Origin of the sequence: Loktanella sp. DSM 29012, assembly GCF_900110705.1 — a bacterium.
GTDB lineage: Bacteria > Pseudomonadota > Alphaproteobacteria > Rhodobacterales > Rhodobacteraceae > Loktanella > Loktanella gaetbuli.
In genome coordinates this window covers 35,549-59,551 of sequence record NZ_FOEJ01000008.1, presented here as the reverse complement: position 1 = coordinate 59,551, position 24,003 = coordinate 35,549, and the positions used below count along the sequence as shown (strand labels likewise).

Below are 24,003 nucleotides of genomic sequence, written 5' to 3'. Positions count from 1 at the left end.
CCGGTCTCAGGTCCAGCTATGGTCGATGATCACCGGCCCGACTTGGGTGTTACCGCTGAGGGTGCCAGTGCCCAGGTAATCGCCCTGTTCGACATCGATTGCGGCGGCGTTGGCCAGATGATGTAGTCGGTTGCCATTCAAAAGCATGTTCAGGTTCAGCGTATAGCGGCCCGCCGCCAGCGGCAGACGGTCGAGGTGGATACGGACCTCTCCGGTCGGGGTGCTGGCGTAGGTCTTGCCGAAATCGTCAGATGACAGCTGCGTCAACCGGTTGCCAAAGGCATCCAGCACCCCGATCCGGAAACTGAGCGATTTCACCCGTTCGGGATCGGTGCGGTAGCCCAGCACGATATCGCAGGGGGCACCGCAGATAGCACCGCGCAGCTTGTTGGCCGGGCTTTCGATGCGCAGGCTGATAAAGGCGGCGCCGTCGCGCCCGCTGTCGGTGATCGCGCTGGAGTTGCTGTCATGATCGCCTGCGTAGCGGGTCAGCACCTCGTCGATGGTGCCGGTCATGGTCAGGCGGCCCTTTTGCAGCAGGATGCCTGTCTTGCACAGGTTGCGCAGTGACCCCTGGTTGTGGCTGACGATCAGCACCGTGCGCCCCTCTTGTGACACCTGTTCCATCTTGCCCAGGGATTTGCGCTGGAACGCGGCATCGCCCACGGCCAGCACCTCGTCCACCACCAGGATTTCGGGTTCCAGATGGGCGGCCACCGAAAAGGCCAGCCTGACGGACATGCCGCTGGAATAGCGTTTGACGGGGGTATCAAGGAATTTTTCCACGCCGGAGAAATCGACGATCTCGTCCAGCTTGGCGCGGATTTCGGCCCGGCTCATGCCCAGGATCGCCCCGTTGAGAAAGATATTCTCGCGGCCCGTCAGTTCGGGATGAAATCCGGTCCCGACCTCGAGCAGGCTGGCCATGCGTCCGGTAATGCGCGCCTGCCCCTCGGTTGGTTCGGTGATCCGCGACAAGACCTTGAGCAGGGTCGATTTGCCCGCGCCGTTGGCACCCACGACGCCGACGATATCGCCGCGTTTGACGTCGAACTCCAGATCACGCAGCGCCCAGAATTCCTCGACACTGTCGCCCGCCAGCAGCTGTTCGCCGCGCAGGGTGCGGCCCAGGTTGCGCCGCAGGCTGGCGGCGGTCTGGGCCAGCCCCTCGCGCAGGGTGGTCGCGCGCTGGGTGTCGTGGCCGATCAGGTAGCGCTTGCCCAGGCCGCGCACGGAAATCATCGTGTCAGTCATCAGATATAATCCGCAAAGCTGCGTTCCGTGCGCCGAAAGGCGCGCAGGCCGAGGAACATCAGGCCCGCCGTCACACCCAGCCCCAGCATGAAACCGGGCCAGTAGATCACAGCCTCGCCACCCAGGATGCACCAGCGGAACCCGTCGATCACCGACACCGCCGGGTTCAGACTGTAAAGTAGGCGCCACTGATCCGGCACCACGTCGCTGGAAAAGCCCACAGGCGAGACATAAAGGCCCAGTTGGACGACGAATGGCACGATGAACCGGAAATCCCGATAACGCACGTTGAGCGACGCCAGATAGAGCGCGGGCCCGAAGGCCATGGCCACCGCATAGACCACGAAAATCGGCAGGAACACGATGTGCCAGCTGGGCGGATACCAGAAAATCAGCATCAGGATCAGCAGCACGCAGAACGAAATCAGGAAATCCACCAGCGACACGATCGAACTGGCCGCCGGCGTGATCAGGCGCGGATAGTAGATCTTGCTGATCATGTTGGCGCTGCCCACGAGACTCTGCGAGGCATCACCCAGGATCGTGGACATCAGAAACCAGGGCAGCATGCCTGCATAGACCATGATCGGGTAGGGGGCATCACCCACGCTGGGCAGGTTCGCGATCCGGCCAAAGATGAAGGTGAACACGATCATCGCCATGACCGGGCGCACCACGGCCCAGGCCGCCCCCAGTGCGCTTTGCTTGTAGCGCACGGCGATGTCGCGCCAGGCCAGCACAAAGAACAGTTCGCGGTAGGACCAGATATCGCGCCAGTAGTGGCTATCTGTCCGCCCGTTTTCCAAGACGATCTGCCGCAAGGCCGGGGTCGGGGTCTCTGTCATGTCCAAATCGGTTCTTTCAGCGGGCGACACCCTGCGGGGCCAGCCTGCGCGGGCGTAAATGCAATGTCGGACCTGGTCCGTGTCAACGGGTGCACAGCTATCCCGAAAAGACCCGGATAGAAAAGAGCCACCATTGCAATTCCACGGGCGAAGGGCACTCTTGGGGCGGACGTTGCCTGTCGGCAACCTGCATGCCGCATCAGCCGCCGTCGGGGCCCACCATGAAGATCGCCTATCTGCTGCCGGACAATGCGCTGAAATTCGTGCGATACTTCCAGCCCTACCTGACGCCCTCGGGGCAGCCGCGCTGGCGGGATGCCGAATTTGTGGTGAACCCCGATGGCGGGCATTTCGACGGGGTCGTGGTCCACCAGAGCGTCAGCGCGCTCAGCCGCAGCTATCGGCTGACCTGCCCGCCCGGCCGGACGCTGATCTGCCTCAAGGAACCGCCCGACATCACCTTTCTGCCGCGCGGCTACCTGGCGCAATTCGCGTCCGTGATCTGCCATGACACACGGGTGCGCCATCCGGGACGCAGGCTGGAGCCGGGTGCCCATCACTGGTTCGTCGAGGTGCCCCATGACGACATCGAACCCACCGGGTTCACCGACAAGCAGCGGCTGATCTCGGCCGTGGTGTCGGCCAAGACCGATACGCCCGGCCACCGGCAACGCCTGGCGCTGATGCACCGGCTCAAGGCGCATTTCGGCGACCGGCTGGACTGGTGGGGACGCGGCATCAACGATCTGACCGCCCCCAAGATCACCGCCCTGCGCGATCACAAGTATCACATCTGTCTCGAAAACGGGGCCTGGCCCGGCTATTGGACCGAAAAGATCATCGATGCCTATGTGGCCAATTGTGTGCCGGTCTACTGGGGGGCACCCGATATCGGGCGCTCTTTTGACCCGGCCACGATCCTGGGCATCGACATCGCGGACCCCCAGGGCTGCATCGACCGGATCGAGACCGCCATCGCCAGCGACATGTATGCCCGCGTGCAGGAGGGGCTGGCCCGCGCCCGGCGGCAGATCCTGACCACATATCACCCCTATCAGATCTACACCGACCGGCTGGCGGCACTGCCCGCCACGCCCGCGCGCGAGATCACGATCGCCCCGCAGACCGATTTCGCCTACGCACCGCAGGACCGGATCGCGCACCGGATCTGGCGCTGGCGCAACCGCCACCGCATCTGAGCGCATCCTGCGCTGTGCAAGTCACACGCCTGTGATTATAGAGATGCCGACACCGATTATTTTGACGCAAAAGGATTTCCGCATGGCCCGCCTTTATGACAGCCGCAAACGCATTCTGGTCACCGGTGGGGCCGGTTTCGTAGGCTCGCACCTGATCGACCGCCTGCTGGAACAGGGCCACGAGATCATTTGCGTCGACAACCTGTTCACCGGCACCAAGCGCAACGTCGATCACCTGCACAACCATGCCCGGTTCGAGCTGATCCGCCATGACGTGACCTTGCCGCTGTATGTCGAGGTCGACGAGATCTACAATCTGGCCTGTCCGGCGTCGCCCGTGCATTACCAGCACGATCCGGTGCAGACGACGAAAACATCCGTGCATGGTGCCATCAACATGCTGGGCTTGGCGAAACGCCTGAAATGCAAGATCTTTCAGGCCTCCACATCAGAGGTCTATGGCGACCCGTCGGTGCATCCGCAGCCAGAGGGCTATTGGGGTAACGTCAATCCCATCGGCATCCGGTCATGCTATGACGAGGGCAAACGCTGCGCCGAGACGCTGTTTTTCGATTATCACCGCCAGCACGGTCTGGACATCAAGGTGGCGCGAATCTTCAACACCTACGGGCCGCGGATGCACCACGCCGATGGGCGGGTGGTGTCGAATTTCATCGTTCAGGCGCTCTTGGGCCAGCCGATCACGATCTACGGCGACGGCCAGCAGACGCGGTCGTTCTGCTATGTGGACGATCTGGTCGAAGGCTTCATCCGCCTGATGGACACCGGGCCGGACGTGACCGGACCGATGAACCTGGGCAATCCGGGCGAATTCACCATGCTGGAACTGGCCGAACAGGTGCTGGCGCTGACCGGGTCGAAATCCAGACTGGAATTCATGGACCTGCCGCAGGACGACCCCAAACAGCGCCGCCCCGACATCACGCTGGCCAAGACGACGCTGGACTGGGACCCGGAGGTCAAACTGACCGAAGGCCTGCGCCGCACCGTCGATTATTTCAAGACACGCCTGCCCGAACTGCAGGTCGTCTGACCCGGACAGCATGGCGCGGATCCCGGCAGGCCCGGGCCGCGTCATTGCAGGCGTAAGTCAGCGCACCGACAAATAAGATTAAGTCTTGTATATACATCCTATACCACTAATATTAGATCTTGAGTAGAATGCCGACAGCGCTGTCTAAACCTATTTGTAGGCAGTTTTTGACGTAAGAAAATAACGCGAAACAAATACAGTTTATGTTCTATAGCATAATTAATTAATGCGTCTGGAATTATGGATTATGAAAATTCACTATTTTTATAGTATGTAATCTCAATTGCCGTAGTGTATTAATTATCAAGAACGTGGAGTAATATTAACTCCGAATAAAATTAACTTCCACATCAGCAGGCAAGGTTGAAAGAAATATAAATGATATTTGAGGATAGAAAAGTCATCTTTCTGCATGTGCCGAAAACAGGTGGAAATTCCATCCAGGATACGCTAAGGGATTACACTGAAGATGAAATTATAATTTCAAACAAACGACAAGATGGCATTGAACGCTTTGAGCTGCGTAATAAAAAATTTGGGAACCTTAGGAAGCATTCCTCCCTTCAAGAATACAAGTTAGCATTGCAAAATGATTTCTATAAATATCAAATTTTTACTACTATTAGAAATCCATTTGATCGACTTGTAAGTTTCTACTTCTCGCCCCACCGCGGCGAAGTGGATTTCTCACCAAAAGAATTTTCGGAGTTTGTGCGAAAGCAAGAACCTCTCGAAAACTTCCTATCTATTCGTAGAGGGTTTTTTAATAATTTGAAACCATATGATCAGGTGAATTACCTTAAATTTGAAAATTTAGGGGAAGATTTCAAAAAATTATGTCGAGCACTTCACATTGATCCACCAACGTTATCACATCGAAACATCAGCAAACGACTGGACTATAAAGAGTGCTTTGATGCTAAACTGAAACGCTGGGTCGAAAAACAACACAGATTTGAGATACTGATCGGTAATTATAAATTTTAGCGTTGGAACCTATAATTTAAGATGTCCAGACTTCCTAGGTGTTTGATCCCACGGTTTGATGGTGCGATCCTTTCTCAGGCTTGGAAGGAAGCATTATGGGACAAGTTCGTCACGGGAGCGCCACGACCACGCACGCCGTCAGAGCTGCAATACAGCGATCGCAAGCTTCGCTCGCGCAGCTAAGCAAGGAATTGGGTATCAACCCCAAGACAGTTGCGAAGTGGCGCAAGCGTGCGACGGTCGAGGACTTGAAGACCGGGCCAAAAGAGCCGCGCTCGACCGTTCTCACTGAGTCTGAGGAGGCAATGATCGTGGCATTCCGTCGACACACGTTGCTGCCGCTGGATGATTGCCTCTATGCTCTGCAGCCATCGCTTCCGCATCTGACCCGCTCGGCATTGCATCGTTGCCTTCAGCGGCATGGGGTCTCTCGCTTGCCAGATGTCGAGGGCGACAAGCCCAACCGCCAGAAGTTCAAGCGTTACCCGATCGGCTTCTTTCATATCGATATCGCGGAAGTTCAGACGGTGGAGGGCAAGCTCTATCTCTTTGTGGGCATTGATCGGACCAGCAAATTTGCAGTCCCGCAACTCGTGGATAAGGCGGATCGCAAGACAGCGTGGGAGTTCCTCGAGCACCTGCTTAAGTCAGTCCCTTATCGCATCCACACGATCCTGACGGACAACGGGATCCAGTTCGCTGAGCAACCCCGCAACCGCAATACCGCATCATCTAGGCAGATGCGGTTCGACATGATCTGCGAGGCAAATGAGATTGAGCATAGGCTCACAAAGCCCAACCACCCGTGGACTAATGGCCAGGTCGAACGAATGAACCGGACGATCAAGGATGCTACCGTCAAACGATACCACTACGACAGCCACGACCAGCTGCGCACGCACCTCGCAGACTTCATGGCAGCCTACAATTTTGCTCGCAGACTGAAGACCCTCAGCGGGCTCACGCCCTACGAATATATCTGCAAAATCTGGACATCAGAGCCAGACAGATTCATCATCGATCCGATCCATCAAATGCCGGGACTGAACACCTACGGCCACTTGATCTGTAGGAAAATATGGCATTTCTATTTTATAGATGTGGGACATTCTAACTTCACGCCAAAACTAATTATCTATTAATGATGATTATGTCATATATCGCCTGCCTTAAGGCCATTTTCCGGCCTACGCGCGCAGCGTGAGTTTCATACTGGCGTCATGCCAGCGTTACATGCGTCTGCACAACAATGGTGAGGGTCTTGCGGATAGGTCGTTGCCGCAGCCCTGAATGACATTGTGCGGGACTGACATGATTGCGCCGTTCTCAGTAGGGTCGAAACCGTATCGTGCGTTCCGCAACCGTCTTGGGTGCGGCGCGCCGGATCATGACGGCGACTTTCGCGATCTGCTGATGGCGCGGGCGCAGATGCCGCACCGGATCGGATTCCGTCAGGCCAATCTCGACACCGGGTTTTCCGCGAACCTCGCACGGTTGTTCCCGCAACTGATCGCAGTGGACGCGCCACAGATCGACGGCGATACCCCGGTTCTGATGTATGGCGCGCTGATGCCCGATCCGCAGAAATCACATGCCAGCACCACCGCATTGATGCCACATGTAAAGCCCGACGATCCCGTCACCTATTTCGAGATGGGGTTCCTCGCATCCACCACAAGCTGGGCCGAGGCGCTGGCGTCACGCGATCCCGCACAGGCCTGTCTGGGATATGTTTTCGACGACCGCGCCCAATATTACATGTCGGACTACGAAACCCGGCTGGACGCGAAACTGAACGGCGATTTCACACTGTCCCCGCAGGATCGCGACCGGGCTGAGGCTGCCATGCGCCGGATCGTCGCCGACCGGATATCCAAGTATAACTCGCAGCCATTCTACCGCCCCGTGGTATCGCCTGAATTTGCGCGGCGCGTGCTGGTGGTGGACCAGAATTTCTCGGATGCATCGACGTTCTACGGACGCGCAGACCACCGGACATTCAAGGCGATGCTGCGCGCCGCCATCACGGAAAACCCCGATGCAGAGATTTTGGTCAAGACGCATCCGGACCTTGCCTGGTCCAGGGACGGCACGCGGCGCGGGTATTTCGACCACATGACCTCGCAGGGGCGGGTGCGGATCATCCGTGACGCGGCCAACCCGTTCGAACTGTTCGATCTGGTGGACACGGTCTACGTCGGCACCAGCGGCATGGGATTGGAAGCCTTGCTCGCGGGCAAGCGCGTCGTGTGTTTCGGCGCACCTTGCTATGCAGGCTGGGGTCTGACCGACGACCGCGGGACCGTGCCCCATCGCCACCGCAACCGCGATCTGGCGGAATTTTTCCACGCCTTCTACATCTGGTATACGGTCTATCATCTGCCGGATGGCCCCGTGCCTGCCCGGATCGAGGACGTGCTCGACTATATCGTCACCCATCGACCTGTCCGGCCCATTCCACAGATCGCCCCGGCACAGCCCACCCTGTCCATCGTCATTCCGGTGCACGGGGTCGAATCCTACATCGCAGAGTGCCTGACCTCGATCCAGAAACAGACGTTTCAGGACTTTGAGGTCATCGCCATCGACGACGTCAGTCCCGACAGATCGGCCGCCGTCGTGCAGGCCTATGCAGATCGGGACCCGCGTTTCCGTCTGGTGACACGCAGGGAAAATGCAGGCCCCGGCTTTGTGCGCAATCAGGGCATCGACCTCGCGCGGGGACGCTACGTGCTGTTCATCGATCCCGATGACTACATGCCCGATCCAGACCATCTGGGCCGGATCATCGCGATGGCAGAGGCTGACGGCGTGGACATGGTCCGGTTCCGCAAGGTCCACGAACAGATCGAGGATGCCGATGGTGCAGTTGTCCGGATGCGTCCCGATCCCACAGAGGCATTCTTTGCAGCAGAGGTGCAGGACACCACGCCCGCCGACCATCCGCAGATCGCGCATTCGCGCCATTTCTGGAACTGGCTCTATCGCCGCGACTTTCTGAACGACAAGGCCATTCGGTTCAAAACGGCCTACCGCGAGGAACGCGCCTTTCTGATGCAGGCCTATCTGGCCAATCCGCGCCTGTCGGTCTGCGACAGCGATGGGGTCGTTTACCGGATCAGGCCCGGGTCTGCGGTGCGCCGCAAACAGACGATGTCCGACGTCAGAGACCAGCTCGACAACTTTGATCATGTGGTCAGCTTGCTTGATGACCAGCACGCATTCGAACCGACATCGCCCCATTGGTGGCTGGCGCGGTTTCAGGTGTCCCAGTTCCTGCACTACCTGTTTTTCGGCTTTGCCTGGAAAACTGCGACAGAAGAGGGCGAAACCGATGCCTTCATGACACGGCTGGCAACGACGCTGCAACGCACCGCACTCTGGCCGGACGATGTGATCGGCGACCCGGACTCCATGGCCGCGCGGCACTTTCGCTGCGGGGCCTACGGGCTGCTGCTGGCGGCGACCATGGCGCAGCGCGCCGACCTGATTGCGCTGGCACGCACCCTGAGCCCGGTCCCGGCCGATACGCTTTATGACATCTACCTGCATGCGCCGCAGACGCCGACCGAACACCGATTGCAGGCCGCACTCAATACCTATGCGCGCAACGAACGTGTCACGCAGGCCGGCGCGCGGGCTGCGGCCCCCGCGCGCCCGATCCGTCTGATCATCCACATCGGGGCCACGAAAACCGGCAGCACTGCCCTGCAGCACCTGATGGACGACAACCGCCCGGCCCTGCTGCGCGCCGGCATCTGGTATCCGGAAACAGGATTGCTGCGCCAGATCGACCGCCCCAGCAAACAGGCCGGACACGCCCGGTTCATGGCAGAGGCCCGGCGCGGGGGCACGGCCCTGCGGCGACATATCCTCTCGGGTCTGGCCGCGATGGGGGACCGCATCCACACTGTCATACTGTCGTCCGAGGCATTTTTCCTGGAGCCGGATTCAACAGCGCTGGCCAAACATTTTCCGGATTTCGACGTCGAGATGATTGTCTACCTGCGCCGTCAGGACGAATGGGCCAACGCCCAATACGCCGAATTCGTCGCGGGCGGTGCCATCAGCCGCGAGGCGTTGCCCTTTGCGGATTGGTTGTCGAAACCGGCCACGCAAAGCTTGCTGGATTATGACGGCCTGCTCCGGCGCTGGAAGGCCTGCCTGCCGCAATCCGCACTGCATGTCCGGCGCTATGACCGGTCGGACGGCCGCGACTGGGATATCATCACGGATTTCACCGACACCCTGAACCTGCCCGTGATCGGCGACCTGCCACGCCCCGCCGCAGACCGTGGCAATGTCGCCAGCCTGTCGGCCTGTCACGTCGAACTCATCCGGCACTACAATCTGCGGGAATACGACACCACCAACGCCTATCTGGGCTTTGTCGGTGCCCTGACGGATCGCCTGCTGGACTGGCGCCGCGCGCGCGACCTGCCCATGCCGAAACCCTGGTTTCTGACCGACACCCTGTCGGACCGCATCATGGCACAAGCGGCAAGGGGCAATGCGCGGATTGCGCAGGAACATTTCGACCGGTCCGGTGGCGATGCTTTTCCGCCCCGTGCGGCATCTCCCCCCGACAGCACCCTTTATCTGGCCGAATGCAACATCGCAGAAGCCACCTATCAGGAACTGGCGATGCGCAGGACGACACGTCCGGGCATGGTGAATTACGGCCCCCTGGCCTGGCGGCGCTGGACCTTTGTGCCGCTGATGACCGCCGGCTACGCGATGCGCGGCAAACGCATTTTGGCCCGTCGGTTCTGGACCGATCCTGCGGGTTTCGCGCTCACGCATTGGGCCGGACGCAGACCGGGACTGATGAAAATGACCTTTGCCCACCTTCGGACGGATTATGCGCCACACACCCCACACACAGGTGCGATACATGCCAGATAAACCCAATACGCGCCGCCCCATCACGCTCGAAGTGCCAGAGGCCTGGTTGATGAACCCCGGCGACGGGGCGCAGCACCGAATGTTCTATGCGGGTCTTTTGTCGGCACTGGCGGAAATGAACGTGACCATCGATCCGGTCTGGCTGCCGCGCGGTGCCGAACGGGCGCCGCGGCGCGGGACGAACGACAATTTCGTCATCAGCTTTCATTCGCATGGGTCCGACGGCTATCTGATGCGCTGCAAGGAATCCTATATCCCGATGTATTTCACCATGGATGCCATGGGATACTCGTGCTTTTCGGAACTGTCGCGCCATCCCGAACGGTTCCTGCCCGCCATTGCGCGGATCGACACGACCCGTGCCAAGGATTTCGTTGACGGGATCGCGCAGGATCTGCGGACCAACAACCTGTCAAAATATCCGCAACCCGACAGCGTGGCACAGGACCGGACGGGCTATGTCTTTGTGCCGTTGCAACTGGAATGGGATTCGGTTGCCAAGGGGACCTGGATCGACCCGCTTGCTGCGCTGGAACGGACCATTCATGCCGCCAGGAACACGGGCCGGCATACGATCGTCAAACGCCATCCCCTGTGCCGCAGCCCCAAGATCGCCGCCACCCTGGACCGGCTGGCGGCCGATCCCGATGTCACCGTGTCCACCGCATCGGTCAACAGCCTGATCGCGGGGGCGGATCTGGTGGTCGGTGCAAATTCGGGTGTCCTGTTCGAGGCACTGCTGCAGGGACGCGACGTTGTCAGCTTTGCCGCATCGGATTTCGGACTGGCGACCCATCAGGTGCGCAGTCTGGCGCATCTGGAAAAGGCGATTGCCGCCCCGGCCCCGCCCGACATGGCATGGCGATATCGGTTTTTGTCCTGGTATCTGCGCGACTACTGCGTGCAGGCCGACAACGTGGCCGCGATCAGGCGCAAGATACAGGCCTTTGTGACGCGCCCACGACAAGCCGACGCGGCAGTCCTGCAACGCAGGTATGCCGGACAGGGCAATCTGTATTTCTATTCCGTCTTTGACCGGATCAAGCGCCGTATCTTCTCTTGATTGGCCGGATGATCGTGATTCGCCCGGCGCGGATCAAGCGGCGCGGTCCGGCGTCCTGTTATTGAGTAGCACCCGGCAGGCCGCATCCTGACCGCCCTTGGGCCGCGCGCATGCCGCAGCGCAGCACCTGGATGGCGCGCGAATCTGGTGCTGTGGGACCCTGCCCTGATTGCGCCTTGAACCGATCATACCTTGGGATGATTCAGCTCATACCTTGGTCTGAAGCGGTTCTGACCTTGGGGGGGGTGTCCCGCAACTCGCCCCATCGGACGATTTCGCAGCACGGCCGGGGCTGTCAAATCTCAGGGCATCCCGGATCACTCCCGATCCATAATAACTCTGAAAGAGACTATCATGACCCTGGCACGTAACCTCCTCTCCAAGACCATCCGCACCTTCGTTCGTGACGAGGACGGCGCGACCGCCATCGAATACGGCCTGTTCGCCGCCCTGATCGGCGCCGTGATCGTCGGCACCGTCGCGACGCTGGGCCAGGATACGCAAGCCGGCTTTTCCGCGATCAGCACCGAACTGAAGGCTGCACAAGCAACAGCCGATACATCCGGCGGCTGAAACAAAGAGACCGGTGCCGCCGGGCCAACCGGCGCACCGTCCCTGCCTCTTCTTTCTCTCTCTGTATCAGGATCACTGCGATGACCCGCCCCCCTTCCGACACAACGCCCCTCGCCGCCTACGTCTGCACCGACGAAGGGGCCGATGTCGCGCGGACGGCGGTGGAACGGTCAGGTGGCGACGACAGCGCCCTGCGGGGTGGCGGTCTGAGCGGTGCGGCGCGTCTCTGCTCGGGCGCGCCCATCGCACAGACCCTGCTGACAGAGATGGGCAATATTCCCGTCGACATGGCCTGCGACTGCGTGACCGAACTGCGCGCCACGGGGGCCGAGGTGATCGTGCTGGGCCGGGCTGATGATATCGGCACCTACCGCGCGTTGCGGCAGGCCGGTGCGCTGGAATATTTCGCCTTTCCGGTGACCGCGGACGAGATCCTGGCGATCCAGCGCCGCCCGCCCGCCAATGATGTCACGGCCCCCGCCAGCCGCCGTCCCTGCATCGCGGTGACCGGCAGCAACGGCGGTGTCGGTGCCAGCCTGCTGGCCCGGAACCTGGCGGTGCATGCCGCCAATCCGCGCGGCGCCAACATGCGCACCGCCCTGATCGATGCCGACCTGCGGTTCGGCGCACAGGCGCTGGACCTCGACCAGGATCACACGCCGGGGTTCATCGATGCGCTGCGCAGCCCCGACCGGGTCGACGCGACCTTTCTGTCGGCCACCATGGCCAGCCTGGGGCCGCAACTGTCGCTCTATAGTCATCACATCCGGCTGACGCAGGATGTCGCGATGCTCGAGGAAGGCCTGCCCGGCCTGATCTCTGTCCTGCAGTCGGAATTCGCGGCCACCGTGCTGGACATGCCCCGCGGCACGCTGCTGCGTGACAGCGCCCTGCTGCAGGCGCTGGATACGCTGGTCATGGTGGTGCCCGGTGGCTACGGCGGGGTGAACGCCGCCGCCCGCATGATCCAGACCCTGCGCGAGGATGCCCCCGACCTGCGCATCCTGCCGGTCCTGTCGGACCTGCGCCGCGATGCGGGCCTGACCGCACGCGACATGGGCCGCAGCATCGGTCTGGACATCGCAGCCACCCTGCCCCGCTGCGACAAGGCCGTCCTGCAGGCGCATCGCACCGCTGGCACGCTGATCGACGCAGCCCCGCGCAGCCCCTACGCCCGCGCCGTCCGTGACCTGTGGTCCATGATCGGCCCGGCCCCAGCCCAGGAACCCTCCGCACGCGCATCGCTGCTCAAGCGGATGTTCGGATGACACTCCACCTTGCCCAACCGTCGCTGCGCAGCGCGGTGACGCAGGTCCTGGACCTGTGCCGCCGGATCGACGCCGAGGGGCTGGCGCATCAGGACCGGGTAAACGCCGCGATTTCGCATCTGGTCGACACGGCCGAAGCGCCCTGGCCGCTGGCGCTGCAACGCCAGATCCTGACCGAGGCGACCCGTATCCTGACCGAAGAGGCAGGCGAGGCCCCGACCCCCGAGCCCGATCCCGCGCCTGCGCCCGCACCCGCACCGCGCCAGACCCTGCGGGCCAACGCCCCCGCGGCGCAGAACCCGACTGCAGCGCAATCCGCAAAACCGGCACCCACCGCTGCCATACGGACCACCCAGTCGGGCAACGACATGATGGCGCTGTCCAACATGGTCATCGCCGACATATCCAACACCGCCGATTTCGCGGATATGGCCAGCTTGCCCCGCGACGAACAGGACAAGATGATCCGCGAGGCGATCCGGCAGATGTCGGACCGGCGCAAGCTGCATCTGAACGGTCAGGACATCACCGACCTGGTCGGCATCGTGCTGGCGGACATGCTGGGTCTGGGCCCGCTGGAACCACTGCTGGCCGATCCCGACATCAGCGACATCATGGTCAACGGGCCGCACCAGATCTTTGTCGAACGCCATGGAAAACTGGAACTGACCGGCATCACGTTTCGTGACAACGCCCATGTGGTCGCCATCGCCACCCGCATCGTCGCCGCCGTCGGGCGCCGCATCGACGAGGCGCAGCCGATGGTAGATGCCCGCCTCAAGGATGGCAGCCGGGTCAACGTGACCGTGCCACCGCTGGCGATCGACGGCGCCACCATCACGATCCGCAAATTCCCCGCGGCCCCCGTGCAACTGTCCCGGCTGGTCAAGGGCGGCAGCCTGTCGCCGCAGATGGCGGGATTTCTGGAACTGGCCGCGTTCCTGCGCCTGAACATCCTGGTGTCCGGCGGCACCGGGTCGGGCAAGACCACGCTGATGAACGCCATGTCGCAATTCATCCCCGAGGGCGAACGCGTCGTCACCATCGAGGACGCGGCCGAACTGCGATTCCAGCAGCCCCATGTCGTGCGGTTCGAGACCCGCCCGCCCAACGTCGAAGGCACGGGCGAGGTCACGATGCGCACGCTGGTGCGCAACGCCCTGCGGATGCGCCCCGACCGCATCATCATCGGCGAGATCCGTGGTGACGAGGTGCTGGACCTGATGCAGGCGATGAACACCGGCCACGACGGGTCGATGTCGACGCTGCACGCGAACTCTCCGCGCGAGGCGCTGACCCGCGTCGAGAGCATGGCCGCCCTCGCCGGTTTCGCCCCCGGTGGCGGCGTGGTGCGCCGCCAGCTGGTGGATGCGGTGAACTTGATCGTGCAGGTCAGCCGGATGCGCGACGGCAAACGCCGAATCACCTCGATTTCCGAAATCGCGGGGCTTGAGGGCGATTCCATCACGCTGCAGGAACTCTTTGCCTTTGTGCCCGATCCCGACAGCACCCGCACCGAAGTGAAGGGACGCTACGTCTATTCGGGATATCGCCCCAAATTTGCCACCCGCGCCGCCGATTACGGGGTGTCCGCAGACCTTGATGCGGTGCTTGGGGGCTGAACCATGCCAACACTCATCCTGACGTTTCTGGGCGGTTTCGTGGTCTACGCGGTGCTGGCGCTGGTCGCGGTCATCATGGCCGACCGGCTGCGCAGGCGCCATCTGGACCGGTTGCTGCGCGCGCGTCCCGACACGGGCGGCATGCAGGTCGAGGAAACCATGCGCGCGGCCAAGCGCAAGGCCGCATCCGACACCCCGCCCAGCGAGTTGAGCGCCAGGCTGGCCCGTCACATGGCCCGCGCGGGCCTGGAGATGACCGTGCGGCAGGCCATGATCCAGGGCAGTCTGGTCGCCGTGGCGGTTTACGGGCTTGGCACCTTGGTGCTGGGCCTGCATCCGCTGGCCGCCCTGATCCTGGCCGCCGCAATGCCGGTGCTGCTGGGCGGGCTGGTGCTGCGCGTGGCGCGGGCGCGCTACATCCGGTCCTTTACCAATGATCTGCCAGAGGCGCTGGACGTCTTTGCCCGCGGCCTGCGGGCGGGCCGGCCCGTGGCCGATTCGCTGACCATCGTGGTCGAATCCAGCACCGGCGGTCTGCCGATCCTGCGCGAATTCACCCGCGCGCGCGACGAGATGCGCATGGGCAACAGCCTGCCGGATACGCTGGACCGGCTGAACCGCCGCATCCCCACGGCCGAGGTCGCGTTCTTTGCCGTGGCCACGGCCTTGCAGACCGAAACCGGCGGCAACCTGATCGAGACGATGGAAAACCTGGCCAAACAGCTGCGCGACCGCCGCCAGTTGCGCCGCAAGGCCCGTGCCCTGTCGTCAGAGGCCCGCGCCAGTGCGATGATCCTGGCCGCCCTGCCCTTTGCCGTGGCGCTGCTGATCGGGTTCCTGAACCCCACCTATCTGGGCGTGCTGTTCACCGATCCACGCGGTCAGGTCATGGCCACCGTCGCGGTGGCCAGCATCGGTCTGGGGATCATGACCATGGTCCGCATGGGCAAGCTCAATGTCTGAGGCGATGACCCCCCTGTTCTGGATGGCCTTTGTCGGGCTCACGCTGATGATGGCGGCGCTGGGGATGCTGATCTACGTCCAGTCGCGCGACAGCGAAACCGCGGCCCGCATCCAGCGCGCCACCGGGTCCGGCCCCGCACGCGACCAGCGCCGCGGGCCACATGCCGCAGGCAGCCTGTCGCACAGTGGCGCCTACCTGCGCCGCATCGTGCTGCTGACCGGCGAGAGGCTGGCCGCGATGATGGGCGGCGAGGCGCGCGAAACCGTGGCCGAACTGGCCTCGGCGGGGTATCGCGGGCGCGACGCGCTGCTGATCTATGCCTTTTTGAAAACCGTGCTGCCTGCCTCGGCGGTGCTGGTCGGTGTGCTGTGGCTGTGGCTGGACGGGCCGCGCGGCGCGCGCATGATCCTGCCCGGCGGGTTGGTTGCCGGTATCGCACTCGCCCTGTCAAAGGGGGTCGACATCTTTATCGACCAGCGCCGGCGCAAGCGTCTGGCCCGCATCCGTCAGGGCTTTCCCGATATGCTGGAACTGCTGGTGATCTCCTCCGAGGCGGGTCTGGGCCCGCAGCCTGCGCTGCACCGGGTCGCGCGCGAACTGGCGGTGGCCGAACCCGAACTCGCCCGCGACGTGCTGCAGATGGTGTCCGAGATGGGCATGACCAACAACCGTCGCGGCGCCTATGACCGGTTCAACGCCCGCATTCCCCTGCCCGAGGTCGGCGTGTTCCTGCAGACGCTGGACCAGTCCGATACCTACGGCACCCCATTCGCCCGTGCCATGCGCACGCTGATCACCGAACAGCGCGCCAACCGGCTGATGGCGGTCGAGGAACAGGCAGCCCGCCTGCCGGTGCTGATGACGCTGCCGCTGATCTTTTGCATCATGCCGGCGGTGTTCGTCGTGCTGCTGGGGCCTGCTGTCCTGAATATCATCGACAACATCATGCGTGGGGGCTGACCCGTGTTTTCTGCATTCAACCAGAGACTGAAACGCCGTGCAGGGTCGTTCTTGCGCGACCGTGACGGGGCCGTGGCCATCGAATTCGTGCTGATCGCGCCGATCCTGTTCGCGCTGCTGTTCGGGATCATCACGGTGGGCTATTTCCTCGGTATCAGCCATTCGGTGCACCAGCTGGCCACCAGTGCGGCCCGCGTGTCGGTGGCGGGGCTGAACGGCACCGAACGCGCCGCACTGGCACAGGATTACATCGCCGAGGCCTCCAGCCATTATCCGCTGCTGACGCAAAGCGCGATCACACCCGCCATCACGGTGGTCGACACCGGTGTGCCCAGCATCACGGTCAATGTGACCTATGCGCTGGACGGATCGCTGCTGGAACTGGCCAACGGGTTCTTGCGACTGGGCCTGACAGATCTGACGGGGCGGGCCTATGTCGCCTATTGACCGGATCATGACCCGCTTTGCCCGCGACGAGGATGGCGCCGTGGCCGTCATCGTCGCATTGGTGCTGACCATGCTGCTGGGTTTCGTGGCCTTTGGCGTGGATATCGGCGCGCTTTATCGCGAACGGGCCAGCCTGCAGGCCACCAGCGATCTGACCGCCATGTCCGCGATGGGTGATCCCACGGCAGCCACGGCGCGGGCGCAGATCGCATTGGGGGCCAACGGGCGGGATGCGGCCACGCTGACCGACCTGCAACCGGGCCGGTTCCTGCGCAACCCCGCCATTGCGCCCGAACAGCGGTTCACCCCCCTGCCCGCCGGCAGCCCCGGCATCAATGCCATCGCCGTCACGCTGACCGATGATGCGCCGCTGTATTTCGCGCAGATCTTTACCGACGAACAGCAGGTCAGCCTGACGGGCCGTGCGCTGGCCACCCGCACCGGGGCTGCCAGTTTCAGCCTGACAAGTCATATCGCCCGGCTGGACGGGCTGGACCTGAACCGCGGCATCATGCGCCGGTTCGGCACCACACAGGGCCTGACCCAAGGCAACATGAACGATCTGGCCGCAGCCGAGGTGCGGATCGGCGATCTGGTGCTGGGCATCGACAGCAGCAATCCCAACCCGGCCGCGATCCTTGATGGCACCGCCACCGACGTGGCCGTCGTCAGCGCCCTACGCGACCTGGTGCCCAGACCTGGCTGGGGTGCGCTGTCGCCAGTGGTGAACAGCGCCAGTGACGCGCCATTCGACATGACCCAGCTGATCAGCAGCGCCGAGACCGATCTGGGACTGACGCTGGTGGATTTCCTCAACCAGATCGAAATGCCGGCACTGGACGTGCTGCGCGGCCTGGTCGGCAGTGGCCAGACCCGGATCGACCCCATCGTGACCAGCGATATCGAGGTGCCGGGGCTGACCGCGATTTCCGCCCGCATCGTCGCGGGCGAACCGCCTGCGCAATCGGGCTGGATCGCCATCGGCGAGGCCGGCACCCAGCTGCACCGTGCAGCCGCACGGCTGACCACCGACATCAGCCTGAGCGCGGGCACGCTGGGGCTGATCGGCACCGGCGTCAGCGCAAGCGAGATCAAACTGCCGTTGATGGTGGAACTGGCCGGATCAACCGCGACGCTGGACGACATCAGCTGCACGGGCACGGACCCCGATACGGTGATCGCCCGGTTCCGCACCAGTCACACGCCGCTGCATCCGGGCAATGGCACATCGGTCGCGGCGCTGTATCTGGGCACCCTGCCCGCAGGCACCTCTGACAGCACCACGATCAACCCCGCGTCACTGGATTATGCCGATCTGCTGGACCTGACGATCCGTGTAGCCGTCCCGCTGCTGCCAGACATCGTGGTGTCCGGCATCACCGTGCAGGCGCGCAGCAACGTCACCGTCGGTCAGTCACAGGTGGGCAGCATCGCATTCACCCGCGCCGATCTGGCCGCAGGCCGGACCACCGCCAGCTATGGGTCAGGTCAGGTGACGCGCACCGCCATCGCGGACTTGTTGTCACCGGACAATCTGGAACTGCGGGTAAAACCGGGCGACGCGGGCCTGGTGAGCGGGCTGGTCGCCCCCGTGCTGGACACCGTCATGGCCGCCCTGCCCGGCCAGATCCTGACCGCGCTGACCGATCCGCTGGACGGCATCGTGGACGGGATCATCGCCCCCACCGGCCTGCAACTGGGTGCCGGAGAGCTGGCCCTGACGGGCCATCATTGCGAATTGATCCGGCTGGTGCAGTGATCGTGCAGATCAGCCCGCGGCGCGGTGGTTCAGGTCCTGTGCATCACGGGCGGGGGCCGCACGGCGCGCGCGGCCGACCAGCGGCAGTACCTTGCGGGTGTCGATCCGCGCAGGCGCTGCGGGGGCCTGTTCGGCCTCCTTGGCCATGGCGCAGACCTCGTCGGTGACAAAGGCCATCAGCTGGTAACGCGACCCCAGACCCGATTTGGTATAGATCGCCCCCAGCTGCGATTTGACCGTCGACAGAGCCGATCCACGCATGTCGGCGATTTCGCTGTTGGAAAATCCCTTGGCCACGAAAATCGCGACATCGGCCTCGGCCTGCGACAGTGCCCAGTCCTGCGCATAGCGCGAAATGACGGTTTCCTTGGCCACGGGTTCGCTCGCACCCGGCGCCATCCGGCGGCGGCGTTCAGAGTTCAGGTTCCGTTTCACCTGACCATAGGCCAGCACCCCCACACCCGTGGTCAGCATGAAAAACGCCACAAAGAGCGCCCCCAGCACCAGCGGTGTCGCCTGCGCGGGGCTCAGTGCGAAATGCATGACAAGACAGGTCTTGAGCGCGGCAATCGCGGCGATCATCGCGGTGCCTGTGATCCATAAACGTGACATGAGGGCCATCCTGACTAAGAAACGATGTGTTTCCCCGAATGTCCCAGCGGAATATGGCTGAACTACGCCATTTTCTGGGGCAGCCCCGCATATATCCTAAAACAGGATCAGTATTTCCGCACAGAAGACCTGCATCACGTCCGGGCGTAGACATCCTCGTAGCGGATGATGTCATCCTCACCCAGATAGCTGCCGGTATTTGGTGGCTGCTAACCGATAAACCATGCATAAGAACGGCGGATGATCGAGAGTGCGCCTAATAATGCTAATCAACTTTTATCAACATGGCACAAAGAACTACAGCGCTGTCGAGAGCCAGATTTTCGGAACCATTCAGGCACATTTGCCGCGGTTCATGTGGCAACAGAAACCTTACTATATACCCGGTGCCTTGAATTTTGCGTTGTTCATCGAACAACAGGCCGAGGTATTGATGTCGCACGGGGCTGCGGACAAAAATTATCATTTCCGCCGCGAACGGTTCAACTCCAGCCTCTATATCAATAATTCACGCGCCAGGCAGCATCTGATCGTGCCAGGCAATTTTCTAAAAAATAGGATCGTAGGGTCCGATTATCTGCGCTTTGACGCGGATCATGTTCATATCGGGGGGTGGCCTCGACTGGATTACCTGCAGGACAAGGCCGCGCAAACCGCACCACGCAAACCTGGTGCAACGCCGCGTATTCTATGGGCACCTACACACAATTTCATCAAGGGCGTGGAGTCGCCCCGGTCAATGTCAAGCTATCCGGGGTTCGAACCCTACGCGGAAAAGCTGGCCGAAACCTATGACGTCGAGGTATCCCTCCACCCGCGCAACCGGACACAGAAACGCCCAACTGACGATGCCCTGATCGACTGCGATATTGTCATCACCGATTTTGGTACCATGGTTTACGAGGCCATTGCCTTGGGCAAACACGTGATTTTCCCGTCTTGGCTCATTGCCGACGAAATGCTGCGCCGGATGAACCCGGACAGCGCTGAATTCAAAATCTTTGATCAGCGAATAGGGATGCACGCGGACTCCTTCGAGCATTTGCAAGAGCTGGTCGCGCAATGCGCCGGGACCACGCCGACCCCGCATCCGTTCTATGCAGATTTTCTGGACCCCAACACCTTTGGCCGGTCCGGTAAGGTGATTGCCCGTAAACTGATGAAGCTGGCGTTGCGGCCGCGGCCTTTGATCCGGCCAATGCCGCTGCGCACTATGGCACAACACGGGTTGGGCCTGAACAATGAGCTGAACACATCCGGCAAGGCGCTGGACATTCAGTTTGAGGCCCCGGCGCAACTGAACAAGGCAAGTCTGACCTGCTACAATCCGATCCGGATTGGTCGATATTCCTTTTTACAATCCGGCACCGTGAAATTTACCAGTAGTATTGGGCGCTACACCAGCATCGGTCCAAATGTCATTCTGGGTGAAACGGAACATCCGACCGAATGGCTGTCGACCTCGCCCGCGCAATACTACGCCGGACAGTTTGATTTCTATCCGCCTGAAAAAACCGCTGCTCCCGCGCGCGTGATCAAACGCACATCCGACAATACAAAAGCCCCAGGCGGTCAGGTGGCGATCGGTAACGACGTCTGGATCGGAGCAAATGTGGTAGTCAGACGTGGTGTCACGATCGGTGACGGTGCAATCATTGCCGCCGGGGCCGTGGTCACGACCGATGTGGCCCCCTATGCCATTGTCGGTGGTGTGCCCGCAAAACATCTGCGCGACCGGTTCCCCCCCGAGACGATTACGGCACTGCGCAAACTGAAGTGGTGGGACTTTGACATCAACGATCTGGCCGACGTGCCCTTTGACCGGATCGACGATGCGATCGACACCATCCGCGCGCGTCTGGCCAATGGCGAAATCGCACGCAAACCACTAGACCTGCGTCAGGTCACGGTCACCGCAACGGGCAAGCGCAAGAACTGGCGCCGCCTGATCCGTTAGGGTCACGTCCGGGCGTAGACGTCCTCGTAGCGGATGATGTCATCCTCACCCAGATAGCTGCCGGTCTGCACCTCGATCAGGACCATCGGCACCTTGCCGGGGTTTTCCATGCGGTGCACGGCCCCCAGCGGGATATAGACCGACTGGTTTTCGCTGATCAGCTTGATCTCGTCGTCCACGGTCACCTTTGCCGTGCCCTGCACGACGATCCAGTGTTCGGACCGGTGGTGATGGCTTTGCAGGCTCAGCGCGGCACCGGGATGGACCACGATGCGTTTCACCTGGAACCGGTCGCCGACCACCAGGCTCTCGAACCAGCCCCAGGGGCGGTGATCCTTGGGGAATGCTTCGGCCTGCGGGGCCTTTTTCTGTTTCAGCGCCGCGACCGCCTGTTTGACGTCCTGCGTGCGGTCCTTGTGGGCGATCAGCACGGCGTCGGGCATGGCGATGGCCACGATATCGGTCAGGCCGATGCCCACGATGGCCTGACCCTCCACCTCGGATCGCAGCAGGGTATTGTCGCAATCCAGCGCCGTGGCAGGCCCCGACAGGGACAGGCCACCGTCCTGGGTTTCGCGCCAGACGGCGGCCCAGTCGCCCAGGTCTGACCAGCGCCCGGCAAAGGGGACGACCGACAGGTTGTCCGCCTTTTCCATGACCGCGTAATCGATGGAAATGGCAGGTGCGGCATCCCAATGGTCTGCCGCCAACCGGGTAAAGCCCAGATCGGATTGCGCCCCATCCAGCGCGCCCTGCACCGCCGTCACCATGTCTGGGGCAAAGCTGCGGTAGGCCGCGACGATGGCGCGCACGGAAAACAGGAAAATACCCGCGTTCCACAGGTAACGGCCCTCATCCAGCATGCCTTGCGCGGTTTCGGCATCGGGTTTCTCGACAAAGGCCTTCAGCGGCAGCGGCGTCAGATCGTCGGTCGGGGCCGCGGCCAGTTCCAGATAACCATAGCCCGTCTCGGGCCGGTCGGGGCTGATCCCGAATGTCACCAGCCGCCCGTCACGCACCGCAGGCAGCGCCGCCTGCACGGTGGCGTTGAAGGCCGCTGTGTCGGGGATCACGTGGTCCGACGGGGCCACCAGCATCACGCCGTCCGGATCGCTGGCGAACAGGTGCAAGGCTGCGGCCAGCACGGCAGGCGCTGTGTCGCGGCCCGCGGGTTCGATCAGCACGGCACCGGGGGCAATGCCCGCCTCGGCCAGCTGTTCGGTCACGATGAACCGGAACGCATCGGCGGTCACCACCACGGGGGCAGCATATCCGTCACCGGCCAGACGGCGCGCACTGGCCTGAAACAGGCTTTCGTCCCCGATCAGGGGCGAAAATTGCTTGGGATAGCTCTTGCGCGACAGCGGCCACAGCCGCGTGCCCGACCCACCACACAACAAAACCGGAGTGATCATCGCGGGATACCTCATCATTATTCTTTGCGCCACCTTAGCGGCAAAACATGGCACCTTGATGCCTAAAATTCATCTTTTCGGCGCAGCGCACCCCGGCATCATCTTGCCCCAATACTCCCGCCGGAGGCTCCCGTCCGCCCTACTTGGCGCGCACGGCGGCCCCTGCGTCCACCTGTTGCAGATACCAATCGTAGGTCTGCGCGATCCCGTCAGCCAATGCGATCTCCGCCGTCCAGCCCATCCGCGCCAGCCGAGATACATCCATCAGCTTGCGCGGCGCACCATCGGGGCGGCTGGGGTCGGTCAGGATGTCGCCCTGATACCCCACGGCGGCCGCCACCATCCGTGCCAACTCCAGGATCGTGACATCCACACCGGTGCCCACGTTGATATGGCTCAGCATCGGTTCGGTTTCCGCCTCATAGGTCGCGCGGTCCAGATCCATCACAAAGAGCGACGCCGCCGCCATGTCGTCCACATGCAGGAATTCGCGCATCGGCGTGCCGGACCCCCAGATCGTGACCGACGGATCGCCCGCCCGTTTCGCCGCATCGAACCGCAGGATCATCGCGGGCAGCACGTGACTGTTTTCGGGATGAAAGTTATCGCCCGGACCGTAAAGGTTCGTGGGCATCACGCTGCGATAGTCGCGGCCATACTGGCGGTTGTAGCTTTCACACAGCTTGATGCCTGCGATCTTGGCCACGGCATAGGGTTCGTTCGTGGGCTCCAGCGTGCCGGTCAGCAGCGCGTCCTCGGCCATGGGCTGCGGGGCTTCGCGCGGATAAATGCAGGATGACCCCAGTTGCAGCAAACGCTGCACGCCTGCCACATGGGCCTGGTGGATGACATTGCATTCCATCATCAGGTTTTCGTAAATGAACTGCGCGGGATAGGTGTTGTTGGCGATGATGCCGCCCACCTTGGCCGCCGCCAGAATGACCACGTCCGGTTTTTCCGCGGCCATGAAATCGCGCACCGCAGCCTGGTCGGTCAGGTCCAGTTCCGCACTGGTGCGCGTGATGAGCTCATTCCCACCGCGCTGTTCCAGCTGGCGCAGGATCGCGCCCCCCACCATGCCGCGATGGCCTGCGATATAGATACGTTGCATGGGCTGCG

At 62.2% G+C, this 24,003-nt stretch carries 19 protein-coding genes; 14 read left to right on the top strand and 5 right to left on the bottom strand.

Annotation, left to right across the window (positions count from 1 at the left end; all coding sequences use genetic code 11):
- Positions 1-6: 6 nt before the first annotated feature.
- Positions 7-1,254: an ABC transporter ATP-binding protein gene (locus tag BMX27_RS15285; RefSeq protein WP_090161036.1), complete on the bottom strand. Its 1,248-nt coding sequence runs from the start codon at positions 1,252-1,254 to the stop codon at positions 7-9.
- Positions 1,254-2,099 carry an ABC transporter permease gene (locus BMX27_RS15280; protein ID WP_090161088.1) on the bottom strand — a complete coding sequence of 282 codons (846 nt, stop codon included), beginning with the start codon at positions 2,097-2,099 and terminating at the stop codon, positions 1,254-1,256. The genes BMX27_RS15285 and BMX27_RS15280 overlap by 1 nt, the downstream gene beginning before the upstream one ends.
- A gap of 221 nt (positions 2,100-2,320) precedes the next feature.
- Between BMX27_RS15280 and BMX27_RS15275 the strand changes: the two genes are divergently transcribed.
- The 13 genes from BMX27_RS15275 to BMX27_RS15215 all read left to right on the top strand — a co-directional run bounded on the left by BMX27_RS15275 (position 2,321) and on the right by BMX27_RS15215 (position 18,900).
- On the top strand, positions 2,321-3,298 hold the full coding sequence (locus BMX27_RS15275) for a glycosyltransferase family 10 domain-containing protein (RefSeq protein ID WP_090161034.1): 978 nt from the start codon (positions 2,321-2,323) through the stop codon (positions 3,296-3,298).
- An 82-nt stretch (positions 3,299-3,380) separates the two neighbouring features.
- Positions 3,381-4,352: a UDP-glucuronic acid decarboxylase family protein gene (locus tag BMX27_RS15270; RefSeq protein ID WP_090161032.1), complete on the top strand. Its 972-nt coding sequence runs from the start codon at positions 3,381-3,383 to the stop codon at positions 4,350-4,352.
- Between the two features lie 378 nt (positions 4,353-4,730).
- Positions 4,731-5,339: a sulfotransferase family 2 domain-containing protein gene (locus BMX27_RS15265; protein ID WP_090161030.1), complete on the top strand. Its 609-nt coding sequence runs from the start codon at positions 4,731-4,733 to the stop codon at positions 5,337-5,339.
- Between the two features lie 95 nt (positions 5,340-5,434).
- Positions 5,435-6,481, top strand: coding sequence for an IS481 family transposase (locus BMX27_RS15260; RefSeq protein ID WP_256212585.1), 1,047 nt, complete (start codon positions 5,435-5,437; stop codon positions 6,479-6,481).
- Positions 6,482-6,650: 169 nt separating this feature from the next.
- A complete protein-coding gene (locus BMX27_RS15255; RefSeq protein WP_177172748.1) occupies positions 6,651-10,244 on the top strand; it encodes a glycosyltransferase in 3,594 nt (1,197 codons plus the stop codon).
- Positions 10,234-11,307: a hypothetical protein gene (locus BMX27_RS15250; protein ID WP_090161026.1), complete on the top strand. Its 1,074-nt coding sequence runs from the start codon at positions 10,234-10,236 to the stop codon at positions 11,305-11,307. Before BMX27_RS15255 ends, BMX27_RS15250 begins: the two co-directional genes overlap by 11 nt.
- 354 nt (positions 11,308-11,661) lie before the next feature.
- Entirely contained in the window at positions 11,662-11,880 is a 219-nt protein-coding gene (locus BMX27_RS15245) for a Flp family type IVb pilin (RefSeq protein WP_090161024.1), read from the top strand.
- 80 nt (positions 11,881-11,960) lie between these two features.
- Complete coding sequence (locus BMX27_RS15240) at positions 11,961-13,148, top strand: AAA family ATPase (RefSeq protein WP_090161022.1); 1,188 nt, start codon at positions 11,961-11,963, stop codon at positions 13,146-13,148.
- Complete coding sequence (locus BMX27_RS15235; protein ID WP_090161020.1) at positions 13,145-14,770, top strand: CpaF family protein; 1,626 nt, start codon at positions 13,145-13,147, stop codon at positions 14,768-14,770. Before BMX27_RS15240 ends, BMX27_RS15235 begins: the two co-directional genes overlap by 4 nt.
- Before the next feature lie 3 nt (positions 14,771-14,773).
- Complete coding sequence (locus tag BMX27_RS15230; protein WP_090161018.1) at positions 14,774-15,733, top strand: type II secretion system F family protein; 960 nt, start codon at positions 14,774-14,776, stop codon at positions 15,731-15,733.
- Positions 15,726-16,694: a type II secretion system F family protein gene (locus tag BMX27_RS15225; protein ID WP_056038726.1), complete on the top strand. Its 969-nt coding sequence runs from the start codon at positions 15,726-15,728 to the stop codon at positions 16,692-16,694. Before BMX27_RS15230 ends, BMX27_RS15225 begins: the two co-directional genes overlap by 8 nt.
- Before the next feature lie 3 nt (positions 16,695-16,697).
- Complete coding sequence (locus BMX27_RS15220) at positions 16,698-17,141, top strand: TadE/TadG family type IV pilus assembly protein (RefSeq protein ID WP_090161016.1); 444 nt, start codon at positions 16,698-16,700, stop codon at positions 17,139-17,141.
- Complete coding sequence (locus tag BMX27_RS15215; RefSeq protein ID WP_090161014.1) at positions 17,128-18,900, top strand: TadG family pilus assembly protein; 1,773 nt, start codon at positions 17,128-17,130, stop codon at positions 18,898-18,900. Before BMX27_RS15220 ends, BMX27_RS15215 begins: the two co-directional genes overlap by 14 nt.
- 9 nt (positions 18,901-18,909) lie before the next feature.
- Here BMX27_RS15215 and BMX27_RS15210 read toward each other — a convergent pair whose 3' ends face one another.
- Entirely contained in the window at positions 18,910-19,512 is a 603-nt protein-coding gene (locus BMX27_RS15210; RefSeq protein ID WP_177172747.1) for a helix-turn-helix transcriptional regulator, read from the bottom strand.
- 739 nt (positions 19,513-20,251) lie between these two features.
- Between BMX27_RS15210 and BMX27_RS17065 the strand changes: the two genes are divergently transcribed.
- Entirely contained in the window at positions 20,252-21,469 is a 1,218-nt protein-coding gene (locus BMX27_RS17065; protein ID WP_177172746.1) for a CatB-related O-acetyltransferase, read from the top strand.
- 2 nt (positions 21,470-21,471) lie between these two features.
- On the opposite strand, the gene BMX27_RS15200 is transcribed toward BMX27_RS17065, so the two are convergent.
- A complete protein-coding gene (locus BMX27_RS15200; protein WP_090161009.1) occupies positions 21,472-22,884 on the bottom strand; it encodes a mannose-1-phosphate guanylyltransferase/mannose-6-phosphate isomerase in 1,413 nt (470 codons plus the stop codon).
- Positions 22,885-23,023: 139 nt separating this feature from the next.
- Positions 23,024-23,995: a GDP-L-fucose synthase gene (locus BMX27_RS15195; RefSeq protein ID WP_090161007.1), complete on the bottom strand. Its 972-nt coding sequence runs from the start codon at positions 23,993-23,995 to the stop codon at positions 23,024-23,026.
- Between the last annotated feature and the right edge of the window lie 8 nt (positions 23,996-24,003).